At 55.5% G+C, this 13513-nt stretch carries 11 protein-coding genes and 7 tRNA genes; 16 read left to right on the forward strand and 2 right to left on the reverse strand.

Annotated elements, in window-relative coordinates; all coding sequences use genetic code 11:
• Window positions 1–100 precede the first annotated feature (100 nt).
• The 11 genes from nagA (at window position 101) to HF679_RS11565 (ending at window position 6240) form a co-directional block, all read left to right on the forward strand.
• On the forward strand, window positions 101–1249 hold the full coding sequence (gene nagA / locus HF679_RS11515; RefSeq protein ID WP_123755960.1) for an N-acetylglucosamine-6-phosphate deacetylase: 1149 nt from the start codon (window positions 101–103) through the stop codon (window positions 1247–1249).
• A 7-nt stretch (window positions 1250–1256) separates the two neighbouring features.
• The gene (locus tag HF679_RS11520; RefSeq protein WP_123755959.1) at window positions 1257–2477 is read left to right on the forward strand and encodes an N-acetylglucosamine repressor; all 1221 of its coding nucleotides are present in this window, start codon (window positions 1257–1259) and stop codon (window positions 2475–2477) included.
• Between the two features lie 46 nt (window positions 2478–2523).
• Window positions 2524–3276, forward strand: a complete 753-nt coding sequence (locus HF679_RS11525; RefSeq protein WP_187042995.1) for an HAD-IIA family hydrolase — start codon at window positions 2524–2526, stop codon at window positions 3274–3276.
• 279 nt (window positions 3277–3555) lie between these two features.
• Window positions 3556–5220, forward strand: coding sequence for an asparagine synthase B (gene asnB / locus HF679_RS11530; protein ID WP_123755957.1), 1665 nt, complete (start codon window positions 3556–3558; stop codon window positions 5218–5220).
• Window positions 5221–5446: 226 nt separating this feature from the next.
• Window positions 5447–5523 (forward strand) — tRNA-Met (locus HF679_RS11535).
• A 9-nt stretch (window positions 5524–5532) separates the two neighbouring features.
• Window positions 5533–5617 (forward strand) — tRNA-Leu (locus tag HF679_RS11540).
• Between the two features lie 109 nt (window positions 5618–5726).
• Window positions 5727–5801 (forward strand) — tRNA-Gln (locus tag HF679_RS11545).
• Window positions 5802–5838: 37 nt separating this feature from the next.
• Window positions 5839–5913: transfer RNA gene (locus tag HF679_RS11550), tRNA-Gln, on the forward strand.
• 21 nt (window positions 5914–5934) lie between these two features.
• Window positions 5935–6011: transfer RNA gene (locus HF679_RS11555), tRNA-Met, on the forward strand.
• Window positions 6012–6056: 45 nt separating this feature from the next.
• Window positions 6057–6131, forward strand: a tRNA-Gln gene (locus tag HF679_RS11560).
• 34 nt (window positions 6132–6165) lie between these two features.
• Window positions 6166–6240, forward strand: a tRNA-Gln gene (locus tag HF679_RS11565).
• A gap of 100 nt (window positions 6241–6340) precedes the next feature.
• Here the strand turns inward: HF679_RS11565 and ubiF are convergent.
• Window positions 6341–7516, reverse strand: a complete 1176-nt coding sequence (gene ubiF, locus HF679_RS11570; RefSeq protein ID WP_123755956.1) for a 3-demethoxyubiquinol 3-hydroxylase — start codon at window positions 7514–7516, stop codon at window positions 6341–6343.
• 300 nt (window positions 7517–7816) lie between these two features.
• On the opposite strand from ubiF, the gene miaB reads away from it, so the two are divergent.
• The gene (gene miaB, locus HF679_RS11575) at window positions 7817–9250 is read left to right on the forward strand and encodes a tRNA (N6-isopentenyl adenosine(37)-C2)-methylthiotransferase MiaB (RefSeq protein ID WP_123755955.1); all 1434 of its coding nucleotides are present in this window, start codon (window positions 7817–7819) and stop codon (window positions 9248–9250) included.
• On the opposite strand, the gene HF679_RS11580 is transcribed toward miaB, so the two are convergent.
• Entirely contained in the window at window positions 9238–9411 is a 174-nt protein-coding gene (locus HF679_RS11580; RefSeq protein WP_174508389.1) for a hypothetical protein, read from the reverse strand. The genes miaB and HF679_RS11580 overlap by 13 nt on opposite strands.
• On the opposite strand from HF679_RS11580, the gene HF679_RS11585 reads away from it, so the two are divergent.
• The 4 genes from HF679_RS11585 to lnt all read left to right on the forward strand — a co-directional run bounded on the left by HF679_RS11585 (window position 9404) and on the right by lnt (window position 13454).
• The gene (locus tag HF679_RS11585; protein WP_123755954.1) at window positions 9404–10450 is read left to right on the forward strand and encodes a PhoH family protein; all 1047 of its coding nucleotides are present in this window, start codon (window positions 9404–9406) and stop codon (window positions 10448–10450) included. The two genes, HF679_RS11580 and HF679_RS11585, sit on opposite strands and share 8 nt — an antisense overlap.
• Complete coding sequence (ybeY, locus tag HF679_RS11590) at window positions 10447–10914, forward strand: rRNA maturation RNase YbeY (protein WP_123755953.1); 468 nt, start codon at window positions 10447–10449, stop codon at window positions 10912–10914. Before HF679_RS11585 ends, ybeY begins: the two co-directional genes overlap by 4 nt.
• A gap of 100 nt (window positions 10915–11014) precedes the next feature.
• A complete protein-coding gene (gene corC, locus HF679_RS11595; protein WP_123755952.1) occupies window positions 11015–11893 on the forward strand; it encodes a CNNM family magnesium/cobalt transport protein CorC in 879 nt (292 codons plus the stop codon).
• A gap of 22 nt (window positions 11894–11915) precedes the next feature.
• Entirely contained in the window at window positions 11916–13454 is a 1539-nt protein-coding gene (gene lnt, locus HF679_RS11600) for an apolipoprotein N-acyltransferase (RefSeq protein WP_123755951.1), read from the forward strand.
• Window positions 13455–13513: the final 59 nt, after the last annotated feature.

Raw genomic sequence — 13513 nt, forward strand, 5'->3', positions numbered from 1 at the left:
GCGGGACATTTCATTTTTTTGATGCGCCCGCTCCCCTCGCGCTACCCAGGCCTGGCCTGGAGAAGCCAGCGGCAGGAGCGTGCGTGAACCGGGGGTCGTAATGTATGCATTAACCCAAGGCCGGATTTATACCGGTCATGAAATTTTGGATGACCATGCGATTGTTATCGCTGATGGCCTTATCGAACGTATCTGTTCACTGGCTGATTTACCGTCTGGGATTGAGCAACGCTCGGTCAATGGCGCCATTCTTGCCCCCGGTTTTATCGACGTCCAGCTGAATGGCTGCGGCGGCGTGCAGTTTAACGACAGCCCTGATGCGGTCACTGTCGACACGCTGGAAATCATGCAAAAAGCCAACGAACGTTCTGGCTGCACCAGCTATCTGCCGACGCTGATCACCTCCAGCGACGAGCTGATGAAACAGGGCGTGCGCGTGATGCGCGAATACCTGCAAAAACATCCGAACCAGGCGCTGGGCCTGCACCTCGAAGGCCCGTGGCTGAACATGGTGAAGAAAGGCACGCACAACCCGGATTATGTTCGCAAACCGGATGCGGCGCTGGTCGATTTCCTGTGTGAAAACGCCGATGTGATTACCAAGGTGACGCTTGCGCCTGAGCGCGTCGGTAGCGAAGTGATTCGCCAGCTGGTCGCGGCCGGGATCGTCGTTTCCGCCGGGCATTCCAACGCCACATTGAAAGAGGCAAAAGCAGGCTTCCGCGCTGGCATCACCTTCGCCACGCACCTGTATAATGCTATGCCGTATATTACCGGGCGTGAACCGGGCCTGGCAGGCGCGATTTTCGACGAGCCGGACGTCTACTGCGGTATTATCGTCGACGGGATGCACGTCGATTATGCTAACGTGCGAAATGCCAAACGCCTCAAGGGTGACAAGCTGTGTCTGGTCACCGATGCCACCGCCCCGGCGGGTGCAGAGATTGAGCAGTTCATTTTTGCTGGTAAAACAATATACTACCGGAATGGGCTGTGCGTAGATGAAAACGGAACCCTCAGCGGGTCTTCACTGACCATGATTGAAGGTGTCCGGAACCTCGTCGAACATTGCGGTATTGCGCTGGACGAAGTGTTGCGGATGGCAACCCTCTACCCTGCGCGCGCGATTGGCGTAGAACAGCAGCTCGGCAGCATCGCACCGGGAATGGTCGCTAACCTGACCGCCTTTACCCGCGATTATAAAATCATCAAGACCATCGTTAATGGTAACGAGGTCGTCACTGAGTAAGTAAAGTATGACAGCAGGCGGACATGCTCAAATTGGTAACGTTGATCTCGTAAAACAGCTGAACAGCGCGGCCGTGTACCGGCTCATTGACCAGCACGGCCCTATCTCGCGCATTCAGATCGCGGAACAAAGCCAGCTTGCCCCTGCCAGCGTGACCAAAATCACGCGTCAACTGATTGAACGCGGACTGATCAAAGAAGTCGATCAGCAGGCCTCCACCGGAGGCCGCCGCGCCATCTCTATTATTGCGGAAACCCGCAATTTCCACGCGATCGGGGTACGTCTTGGCCGCCATGACGCCACCCTGACCCTGTACGATCTGAGCAGTAAGACGCTGGAAGAAGAACACTTCCCGCTGCCGGAGCGCACCCAGGAAACCCTGGAACATGCCCTGCTCAACATCATTGCTGCCTTTATTGAACGCTGTCAGCGCAAAATCCGCGAGCTTATCGCCATTTCGGTGATTCTTCCTGGTCTGGTTGACCCGGAAAGCGGCGTGATCCGCTACATGCCGCACATTCCGGTGGAGAACTGGGGGCTGGTCGAGGCGTTAGAAAAACGTTTTAAAGTTACCTGCTTTGTGGGGCACGACATCCGTAGTCTGGCGCTGGCAGAACACTATTTTGGTGCAAGCCAGGACTGCGAAGACTCAATTCTGGTGCGCGTGCACCGCGGGACCGGCGCGGGGATTATCTCCAATGGCCGTATTTTTATCGGCCGTAACGGCAACGTTGGTGAAATCGGCCATATCCAGGTCGACCCGCTCGGCGAGCGCTGCCACTGCGGCAATTTCGGCTGCCTGGAAACCGTGGCGGCAAATGCTGCCATCGAGCATCGCGTGCATCACCTGCTCGAACAGGGTTACCAGAGCCGGCTGACCATCGATGACTGCTCGATCAAAACCATCTGCAAAGCCGCCAATAAGGGCGATGCGCTGGCTTGTGAAGTGGTCGAACACGTCGGGCGCCACCTCGGGAAAACCATCGCGATTGCGATTAACCTGTTTAACCCGCAAAAAGTGGTGATCGCCGGCGAGATTGTCGAAGCGGAGAAAGTGCTGCTACCTGCCATTGAAGGCTGTATTAATGCCCAGGCGTTGAAGGCGTTTCGCAAAAATCTACCGGTGGTGCGTTCCACACTGGATCACCGTTCTGCCATCGGCGCTTTTGCGCTGGTGAAACGCGCCATGCTCAACGGTATTCTGCTCCAGCGTTTGCTGGAAAGCTAATGCAGCTATATAGTTTCGCCTTTCTTTTAATGATGTCGGACAGTCGATGACCATTCAAAACGTAATCTGTGATATTGACGGCGTGCTGATGCACGACAACGTGGCCGTACCGGGCGCGGCTGAATTTATCAAACGTATCCTCGATAAAGGGATGCCGTTGGTGATGTTGACCAACTACCCTTCCCAGACCGGGCAGGATCTGGCAAACCGCTTCGCGACCGCCGGGATCGATGTACCGGATAGCACCTTTTACACCTCCGCGATGGCGACGGCGGATTTCCTGCGCCGTCAGGAAGGCAAGAAAGCCTACGTCGTCGGAGAAGGCGCGCTGATCCACGAACTGTATAAAGCCGGCTTCACCATTACCGATGTTAATCCGGACTTTGTTATCGTCGGTGAGACCCGCTCCTTTAACTGGGAGATGATGCATAAAGCGGCCTTCTTCGTCGCTAACGGCGCGCGTTTTATTGCCACCAACCCGGATACGCACGGGCGCGGTTTCTACCCGGCCTGCGGCGCGCTCTGTGCCGGTATTGAGAAAATCTCCGGGCGCAAACCCTTCTACGTGGGCAAACCCAGCCCGTGGATTATCCGCTCTGCGCTGAATAAAATGCAGGCGCACTCCGAGCAGACGGTCATCGTCGGCGATAACTTACGGACCGATATCCTGGCGGGCTTCCAGGCGGGCCTGGAGACAATCCTGGTGCTCTCTGGCGTCTCGACCCTCGACGATATCGACAGCCTGCCGTTCCGGCCGTCGTGGATCTATCCCTCCGTCGCCGAAATTGATGTTTTCTGAAAAAAACCACGTCTCAGGACGTGGTTTTTCATTTATACCCCACCGAAAAGCATCCATATCTAATAAAAAAGGCGCATCACTGAGGATTCATCAATAAACAAGCTCAAAAGATGTGCTTTTTTTACTATTCAACAATCGTCATTGCGTTTTTTCTTTTAGTGACCCTAAATCCCTTGCGCCCCTCTCTCCTTTGCGGCATTTTCTTATCCATGCACTAAGACATCGCAGTAAGACGACGTCTGCACAACATCACAACACGATAGGGTAATGGAGAAGGTTATGTGTTCAATTTTCGGCGTACTGGATATTAAAACTGACGCGGTCGAACTGCGTAAAAAGGCACTGGAACTTTCCCGCCTGATGCGCCACCGCGGCCCTGACTGGTCTGGTGTGTACGCCAGTGACAAAGCGATTCTGGTCCATGAGCGTCTGTCTATCGTCGACGTTAACGCCGGCGCCCAGCCGCTGTACAACCAACAAAAAACCCATGCCCTGGCGGTCAACGGTGAAATCTACAACCACCAGGCGCTGCGTGCAGAATACGGCGACCGCTACACCTTCCAGACCGGCTCCGACTGTGAAGTGATCCTCGCGCTGTATCAGGAAAAAGGTCCGGCATTCCTCGACGATCTGCAGGGGATGTTCGCCTTCGCACTGTACGACAGTGAGCAGGACGCCTACCTGATTGGCCGCGACCATATCGGTATTATTCCGCTGTATATGGGCCACGACGAACACGGTAACTTCTACGTTGCTTCTGAAATGAAAGCGCTGGTGCCGGTTTGCCGCACCATTAAAGAGTTCCCGGCAGGCAGCTACCTGTGGAGCAAAGACGGTGAAATCCGTGAGTACTATCAGCGCGACTGGTTTGACTATGACGCGGTAAAAGACAACGTCACCGATAAAAACGAACTGCGCCAGGCGCTGGAAGAGTCGGTGAAAAGCCACCTGATGTCCGACGTTCCATACGGCGTGCTGCTGTCTGGCGGTCTGGATTCATCGGTGATTTCTGCTATCACCAAAAAATTTGCCGCACGCCGGGTTGAAGATCAGGAACGCAGCGAAGCCTGGTGGCCGCAGCTGCACTCCTTCGCCGTCGGCCTGCAGGGTTCACCAGACCTGAAAGCCGCGCAGGAAGTGGCAAACCATTTGGGAACCGTGCACCACGAAATTCACTTCACCGTGCAGGAAGGCCTTGATGCCATCCGTGACGTTATCTATCACATCGAGACCTATGATGTGACCACCATCCGCGCCTCCACGCCGATGTATTTGATGTCGCGTAAAATCAAAGCCATGGGCATCAAAATGGTGCTGTCCGGCGAAGGTTCTGATGAAGTGTTCGGTGGCTATCTCTATTTCCACAAAGCCCCGAACGCCAAAGAGCTGCATGAAGAGACCGTGCGTAAACTGCAGTCGCTGCATATGTTTGACTGCGCACGTGCCAACAAAGCAATGTCGGCCTGGGGTGTGGAAGCCCGCGTACCGTTCCTGGACAAGCAGTTCCTTGATGTGGCGATGCGCATCAACCCGCAGGATAAAATGTGCGGCAACGGCAAAATGGAAAAGCATATTCTGCGTGAATGCTTTGAATCCTACCTGCCGGCCAGCGTCGCCTGGCGCCAGAAAGAGCAGTTCTCTGACGGCGTAGGTTACAGCTGGATCGATACGCTGAAAGAAGTTGCGGCGAAACAGGTCACTGACCAGCAGCTGGAAACCGCCAGCTTCCGTTTCCCGTACAACACGCCGTCATCAAAAGAGGCGTACCTGTACCGCGAAATCTTTGAAGAGCTGTTCCCGGTTCCTAGCGCCGCGGAATGTGTACCGGGTGGTCCGTCCGTAGCCTGTTCTTCCGCTAAAGCGATTGAATGGGACGAAGCGTTCAAAACCATGAACGATCCATCAGGACGCGCCGTCGGCGTTCACCAGTCAGCCTATAAATAAGCATTTTGCATCGACAACGGACCCTCAGGGGTCCGTTTTTTTTATGGTTTTTTTTCGCGTAAAAAACGAGAAATAACTAATAATTGCCGATTATTGCATCACGCTGTTCGCAACCTAACCAAACAGTCACATTCCGGCGATTTTCCGTGAAAAAGGGGTTGACGCTCGCAGGCCCAATACGCATAATGCGCCCCGCAACGCCGATAAGGTAACGCGAAAAAAAGATGGCTACGTAGCTCAGCTGGTTAGAGCACATCACTCATAATGATGGGGTCACAGGTTCGAATCCCGTCGTAGCCACCATCTTTTTTTGCGGGAGTGGCGAAATTGGTAGACGCACCAGATTTAGGTTCTGGCGCCGCAAGGTGTGCGAGTTCAAGTCTCGCCTCCCGCACCATTCACCCAAAGCGTTGCACGGATGGGGTATCTCCTGGTTGTAAGATAGCCATAAGGCTACCGGCAATAAGTTTGTAGATACCACTTCCTGGCAGTACAAGATTTTCTGTTGGGGTATCGCCAAGCGGTAAGGCACCGGTTTTTGATACCGGCATTCCCTGGTTCGAATCCAGGTACCCCAGCCATATTTCTTCGATATTTGCGGTTCACCGCGACGGTCATTGGGGTATCGCCAAGCGGTAAGGCACCGGTTTTTGATACCGGCATTCCCTGGTTCGAATCCAGGTACCCCAGCCATCGAAGAATATGATAGTATCTGGCTACGTAGCTCAGCTGGTTAGAGCACATCACTCATAATGATGGGGTCACAGGTTCGAATCCCGTCGTAGCCACCATATAAAGTATTTATTGATTCAGTTCGATAAATCTAAAAAAATTGTTGGGGTATCGCCAAGCGGTAAGGCTCTGGTTTCTGATACCAGCATTCCGAGGTTCGAATCCTCGTACCCCAGCCAATTTAAAAAGTCGTTCACATGTGAGCGCACCCGTTGGGGTATCGCCAAGCGGTAAGGCTCTGGTTTCTGATACCAGCATTCCGAGGTTCGAATCCTCGTACCCCAGCCACTTATTGTAAAAAAGCTCGCTTCGGCGGGCTTTTTTGCTTTCTACGGTCGGTGATTTTAGCGAGCCCCGACGGCGCACAACGCCAGCCGGGGGCTCGGGATCACAACCCTAGCGCATACTTCAGTGCCCGACGCTTAACGACGCCAGCGCGCGCCGCAGCCATTAAACCGATATTACGCAGCACCCGTACAGGCGCCAGATCGTTGCTGAAGCCGGCGTAGAACAGATCCATCCCCGACTGCATCATTAAATTATCTGCCCGACGTCGCGCCTGATAACGCTCAAGCACGGATAACCCCGCCCACGTCTCGCCGTGGCTTTTCGCCTCAGCCAGCACGTCCAACAGCGCATCGACGTCCCGATAGCCCAGATTAACGCCCTGTCCTGCCAGCGGATGAATGGTATGCGCCGCATCCCCCACCAGCGCCAGCCCCGGCTGCACATACTGCATCGCATGGCGGCGGGTCAGTGGAAATGCCCCGGCGTTAAGCGGCGTCACCTGCCCAAGTCGCGAAGGGAAATGACGCATAATCTCCTGCTGTAGCTGCGGCATGCTCATGGCCTGCAGCTGGCGAATGCGCGCGGGCGTGTCGTACCACACCAGCGACGCCCAGTGGTCAAACAGCGGCAGAAAGGCCCGTGGACCCGTTGGCGTAAACTGTTGCCAGGTGCTGTCGCCGGGGTCGTTGGCACACTGCACGCTGATGAGCATGCAGGATTGCTGATACTGCCACGCCTGCACGCCAATGCCCGCCAGCTGACGTACCTGCGAATTTGCGCCATCCGCACCGATCACCAGCGCCGCCGCGCACTCGCTGCCATCGCTCAGACGCAGCGTCGTGCCCGTAGGCTCGCGCTGTATCGCCTGTAACGCAGCCCCTACCCGCAACGTGACCTGCTGATGCGCCTCCAGCGCCTGCCACAAGGCGAGCTGCAGTACGTTGTTTTCAACCATGTAGCCCAGCTCCGGCAGCTTTAGCTCCGCGGCATCAAACGTCACATGGGCGGATTCCCACTCCCAGGTCTCGAGACGACGATAGGCATGCACGCGCATCGCCCGCATCGCCTCCCAGACGCCGAGGCTTTTGAGCAACGCCACCGATGAGGCGCCGATGGCAGAAATACGCACATCCGGCGCTGCTGAAGCGTCAAATGCCGGCGGTGTCGACGGCTCAATGACCGTCACCGTAAACCCGTGTTGAGCCAGCCCCAACGCCAGGGCGCCGCCCACCATTCCGCCACCGACAATGGCGACATCTGTTGCATGAATTGTCATGGTGATTATCCTTAAACCAGAATCCGCTCAGTTTACCGGATTTTCCGTCACCTTGCGGTGATAACGCTCGTACTGGTCAGGGCGCGACCAAAGCATTACAATAGCCGTCCTGCAATTCGGGCTTACTCGTCGTCTTTCAAATTGCAGACGTGTTGGCAGCACCCGCCGGCCTCAGTGAGAACGTTTTCTCTACTGCTGTGGCTTTCCGGACTTGCCGCCTTCCTGCAATTCGACATTCACAGAATAAAAAGTATACGTACCCGTCATTTTGAATTTCTATCATTAAGCATGAGCAAGTCGATGACAAAAAAACTCCATATTAAAACCTGGGGCTGTCAGATGAACGAATACGATTCATCAAAGATGGCCGACCTGCTGGATGCCACGCACGGGTATCAACTGACCGAAGTGGCTGAAGAAGCGGATGTGCTGCTGCTCAATACCTGCTCAATTCGTGAGAAGGCACAGGAAAAAGTCTTCCACCAGTTGGGACGCTGGAAGCTGATTAAGGCCAAACGCCCGGATGTCATCATCGGCATTGGCGGCTGCGTGGCGTCTCAGGAAGGGAAACTCATTCGCCAGCGCGCGCATTACGTCGATATTATTTTTGGCCCGCAGACTCTGCACCGTCTGCCGGAAATGATCGACACGATTCGCGGCATGCGCGATCATCGTAAGCCAATCATCGACGTCAGCTTCCCGGAAATCGAAAAATTCGACCGCCTGCCGGAACCGAAAGCCGAAGGCCCAACCGCCTTTGTCTCCATCATGGAAGGCTGCAACAAATACTGTACTTACTGCGTGGTGCCTTACACCCGCGGGGAAGAAGTCAGCCGTCCCTCGGACGATATCCTGTTTGAAGTCGCCCAACTGGCGGCTCAGGGCGTCCGTGAAGTCAACTTGCTGGGCCAGAACGTTAACGCCTGGCGCGGGGAGAACTACGACGGCACCACCGGCAACTTTGCCGACCTGCTGCGTCTGGTAGCGGCGATCGACGGCATTGACCGCATCCGCTTTACCACCAGCCACCCGATCGAGTTCACCGATGACATTATCGATGTTTATCGCGATACGCCTGAGCTGGTGAGCTTCCTGCACCTGCCGGTACAAAGCGGTTCTGACCGGGTACTGAATATGATGGGCCGTACGCACACGGTACTGGAATATAAAGCCATCATCCGCAAGCTGTACGACGCCCGCCCGGACATCCAGATAAGTTCCGACTTTATCGTCGGCTTCCCGGGTGAAACCAACGACGATTTCGAAAAGACCATGAAGGTCATTTCTGACGTTAATATGGACGTGAGCTACAGCTTTATCTTCTCCGCACGTCCGGGTACGCCGGCTGCCGATATGGTTGACGACGTACCGGATGAGGTTAAAAAGCAGCGCCTGTACATTCTTCAGGAACGCATCAACCAGCAGGCCATGGCCTGGAGCCGACGCATGCTCGGCACCACCCAGCGCATTCTGGTGGAAGGCACCTCGCGTAAGAGCATCATGGAGCTTTCCGGGCGCACCGAGAATAACCGCGTGGTCAACTTCGAAGGCTCCCCGGATATGGTGGGCAAGTTTGTCGATGTCGAAATCGTGGACGTCTACACCAATTCGCTGCGCGGCAAAATTGTGCGTACTGAAGAGGAAATGGGGCTGCGTATCGTGGAATCTCCGGAATCCGTTATCGCCCGTACCCGCAAAGAAAACGATCTTGGCGTGAGCACTTACCAGCCGTGATCCGCAGAGGCCTGCCAGACCTGGCGGGCCTTGTTTTTCCTCTCCCTGGCCCAATATTTATCGCAATGCTTGCGCCATTTTTCCATGACGTGAATAATTTCCTTACTGGCCGGAGACGTTCGCCGTCCGGCAAAACGTGTAAAGAGGAACAGCTTGAACATAGAAACCCGTGAAATTACCCTCGAGCCCGCGGATAACGCACGCCTGTTGGGGCTGTGCGGCCCGTTTGATGACAACATCAAACAACTGGAGCGCCGTCTGGGCATCGAAATTAATCGTCGTGACAATCACTTCAAACTGACCGGCCGCATGATCTGCGTAAACGCCGCGGCCGATATTTTACGCAGCCTGTACGTCGATACCGCCCCTATGCGCGGCCAAATTCAGGATATTGAGCCGGAACAGATCCACCTGGCCATCAAAGAAGCCCGGGTGCTGGAGCAAAGCGCTGAGAGCGTGCCGGACTATGGCAAGGCTATCAATATCAAGACCAAACGTGGCGTCATCAAGCCGCGTACGCCAAATCAGGCGCAGTACATCGCCAATATTCTCGACCATGATATTACCTTCGGCGTCGGCCCGGCCGGGACCGGGAAAACCTATCTGGCAGTGGCCGCGGCGGTCGACGCGCTTGAGCGTCAGGACGTGCGCCGTATTCTGCTGACCCGCCCTGCCGTGGAAGCCGGGGAAAAACTGGGCTTCCTGCCCGGTGACCTGAGCCAGAAAGTCGATCCGTACCTGCGCCCACTGTACGATGCGCTGTTCGAAATGCTTGGCTTCGAGAAAGTCGAAAAGCTGATTGAGCGTAACGTTATCGAAGTCGCCCCGCTGGCCTATATGCGCGGCCGTACGCTGAACGACGCCTTTATTATTCTCGATGAAAGCCAGAACACCACCATCGAACAGATGAAAATGTTCCTGACCCGTATCGGTTTTAACTCTAAAGCGGTGATCACCGGCGACGTCACGCAGATTGACCTGCCGCGCAGCACCAAATCCGGCCTGCGCCACGCCATTGAAGTGTTGGCCGAAGTCGATGAAATCAGTTTCAATTTCTTCCACAGCGAAGACGTGGTCCGCCATCCGGTGGTTGCCCGTATCGTCAATGCGTATGAAGCATGGGAAGAAGCCGATCAAAAACGTAGAGCAGAACAGGCCGCCGAGCGCAAACGCGAAGCCCAGGAACAGGAGCAAAAATGAGTCAGGTTATTCTCGATTTACAGCTGGCTTGCGAAGATAACAGCGGATTGCCGGATGAAGCCCGGTTCCAACACTGGGTCGACGCGGTGATCCCTCAGTTCCAGGAAGAGTCAGAAGTGACGATTCGCCTGGTTGACGAAGCCGAAAGCCACGAGCTGAATCTGACCTATCGCGGCAAGGATAAGCCCACTAACGTGCTGTCCTTCCCGTTTGAAGCGCCGCCGGGGATCGAACTGCCGCTGCTGGGCGATCTGATCATCTGCCGTCAGGTGGTTGAACAGGAAGCCAAAGAGCAGGAGAAACCGCTGGAAGCGCACTGGGCGCACATGGTTATCCACGGCAGTCTGCATCTGCTGGGCTATGACCATATCATTGATGAAGAAGCGGAAGAGATGGAAGCCCTCGAAACAGAGATAATGCTTGCTCTGGGCTATGAGGATCCGTACATTGCCGAGAAGGAATAACCTGCCGCCGGTCTGACCGGCGAGCAGCACCCGTGCCGTCCGGCGCTGAGCATACGCGCGACGAGCGACATTTAACTAACATGAGAACCCACACGACGCCATGAGCGACGACAATTCACACAGTAGTGACACAGTAAACAGCAAAAAGGGATTCTTCTCCCTGTTACTCAGCCAGCTTTTTCACGGCGAACCAAAAAACCGTGATGAACTGCTGGAGCTGATCCGTGATTCCGGGCAAAACGACCTTATCGACGAAGATACTCGCGATATGCTCGAAGGGGTAATGGACATCGCCGACCAACGCGTCCGCGATATCATGATCCCTCGCTCGCAGATGATTACCCTGAAACGCAACCAGACGCTGGACGAATGCCTCGATGTGATCATCGAATCCGCCCACTCGCGTTTCCCGGTGATCAGCGAAGATAAAGATCACATTGAAGGGATTCTGATGGCCAAAGATTTACTGCCGTTTATGCGCAGTGACTCTGAAGCGTTCAGCATGGAAAAAGTGTTACGCCCGGCGGTTGTCGTGCCTGAAAGCAAGCGGGTTGACCGCATGCTGAAGGAGTTTCGCTCCCAACGCTATCATATGGCGATCGTGATCGATGAGTTCGGTGGCGTCTCTGGTCTGGTGACCATTGAGGACATTCTCGAACTGATCGTCGGTGAAATCGAAGACGAATACGATGAAGAAGAAGATATCGATTTTCGTCAACTGAGCCGCCACACCTGGACGGTGCGCGCCCTGGCTCCGATTGAAGACTTCAATAAAGCCTATGGTACCCATTTCAGCGATGAAGAAGTCGACACCATTGGTGGGCTGGTGATGCAGGCCTTTGGGCATCTGCCAGCACGTGGCGAGTCGGTTGACATTGATGGTTACCAATTCAAGGTCGCTATGGCCGACAGCCGACGTATCATCCAGGTTCATGTCAAACTTCCTGATGACGCACCGCAGCCGAAGCTGGAAGACTAATTACACGGGACGATTAGCCTAAATGGTATTTGCCTCTCTTATCGAACGCCAGCGCGTACGTCTGCTGCTGGCGCTATTATTCGGAGCCAGCGGAACGCTGGCTTTTTCTCCTTATGACATCTGGCCCGCGGCGATTGTCTCGTTAATCGGTCTGCAGGGACTGACCCTGAACCGTCGTCCGTTGCAAAGCGCCTCGATCGGCTTTTTCTGGGGTATGGGGCTATTCGGCTCCGGCATCAACTGGGTGTATGTCAGCATTGCGCAGTTTGGCGGTATGCCCGGCCCGGTCAACGTCTTCCTGGTGGTGCTGCTGGCGGCGTATATGTCGCTGTATACCGGGCTGTTCGCCGGGCTGCTGTCGCGCCTGTGGCCGAAAACCAACTGGCTGCGCCTCGCGATTGCCGCACCGGTGGTGTGGCAGATTACCGAATTCCTGCGCGGCTGGGTATTGACCGGTTTCCCGTGGCTACAGTTTGGCTACAGCCAGATTGACGGCCCGCTGAAAGGGCTGGCGCCGGTGATGGGCGTGGAGGCCATTAACTTCCTGTTAATGGTGGTGAGCGGTCTGCTGGTACTGGCGCTGGTGCAGCGCAACCTTAAGCCGTTGATTGCCGCCGTGGTGCTGTTCGCCCTGCCCTTCCCGCTGCGCTATATCCAGTGGTATCAGCTGCTGCCGGAACGTGCCATGCAGGTCTCGTTAGTACAGGGGGATATTCCTCAGGCCCTGAAATGGGATGAAAACCAGCTGGTCAACACGCTGAAAACCTATCTCGACCTGACGCAGCCGCATATGGGGTCATCCCAGTTGATCATCTGGCCGGAGTCAGCCATTCCGGATCTGGAAATTAACCAGCAGCATTTCCTCAGCATGATGGACGACCTGCTGCGCGCCAAAAACAGCTCGCTGATCACCGGTATCGTCGACGCCCGTCTGAATAAGCAAAACCGTTACGATACCTACAACACCATCATCACCCTCGGCAAAGACAACCCGTACAGCTACGACTCCAAGGACCGCTACAACAAGAATCACCTGGTGCCGTTTGGCGAGTTCGTGCCGCTGGAGTCTATTCTGCGCCCGCTGGCGCCGTTCTTCGATCTGCCGATGTCCTCATTCAGCCGTGGCCCGTACGTCCAGCCGCAGCTGGTGGCGCATAACATGAAGCTGACGGCCGCTATCTGCTACGAGATTATTCTCGGTGAACAGGTGCGCGATAATTTCCGCCCGGACACCGACTACCTGCTGACCATCTCAAACGACGCCTGGTTTGGTAAGTCCATCGGCCCGTGGCAACACTTCCAGATGGCACGGATGCGCGCCCTCGAGCTGGCTCGTCCCCTGCTGCGCAGCACCAATAACGGCATTACGGCGGTAATTGGGCCACGGGGTGAAATTCAGGACATGATCCCGCAGTTCACCCGTGCGGTACTGACCACCAAAGTCACGCCGACCAGCGGTCTGACGCCGTATGCGCGTACCGGCAACTGGCCACTGTGGGCGCTCACCGCGCTCCTCGGTTTTGGCGCCCTGATCATGAGTCTGCGTCAACGTCGCCGATAGGTATTCTTACCTGAAACTGTAACCTCTGCGCTGTTAGCCCCAGTCGACATTCGTCACCG

The organism is Enterobacter sp. JUb54, from assembly GCF_014298075.1.
GTDB lineage: Bacteria > Pseudomonadota > Gammaproteobacteria > Enterobacterales > Enterobacteriaceae > Klebsiella > Klebsiella lignicola.

Bases quoted from the DNA above. Each gene is read 5' to 3' on its own strand.
- nagA (WP_123755960.1), top strand. From the start codon at position 101: ATGTATGCATTAACCCAAGGCCGGATTTATACCGGTCATGAAATTTTG.
- HF679_RS11520 (WP_123755959.1), top strand. From the start codon at position 1,257: ATGACAGCAGGCGGACATGCTCAAATTGGTAACGTTGATCTCGTAAAA.
- HF679_RS11525 (WP_187042995.1), top strand. From the start codon at position 2,524: ATGACCATTCAAAACGTAATCTGTGATATTGACGGCGTGCTGATGCAC.
- asnB (WP_123755957.1), top strand. From the start codon at position 3,556: ATGTGTTCAATTTTCGGCGTACTGGATATTAAAACTGACGCGGTCGAA.
- ubiF (WP_123755956.1), bottom strand. From the start codon at position 7,516: ATGACAATTCATGCAACAGATGTCGCCATTGTCGGTGGCGGAATGGTG.
- miaB (WP_123755955.1), top strand. From the start codon at position 7,817: ATGACAAAAAAACTCCATATTAAAACCTGGGGCTGTCAGATGAACGAA.
- HF679_RS11580 (WP_174508389.1), bottom strand. From the start codon at position 9,411: ATGTTCAAGCTGTTCCTCTTTACACGTTTTGCCGGACGGCGAACGTCT.
- ybeY (WP_123755953.1), top strand. From the start codon at position 10,447: ATGAGTCAGGTTATTCTCGATTTACAGCTGGCTTGCGAAGATAACAGC.
- corC (WP_123755952.1), top strand. From the start codon at position 11,015: ATGAGCGACGACAATTCACACAGTAGTGACACAGTAAACAGCAAAAAG.
- lnt (WP_123755951.1), top strand. From the start codon at position 11,916: ATGGTATTTGCCTCTCTTATCGAACGCCAGCGCGTACGTCTGCTGCTG.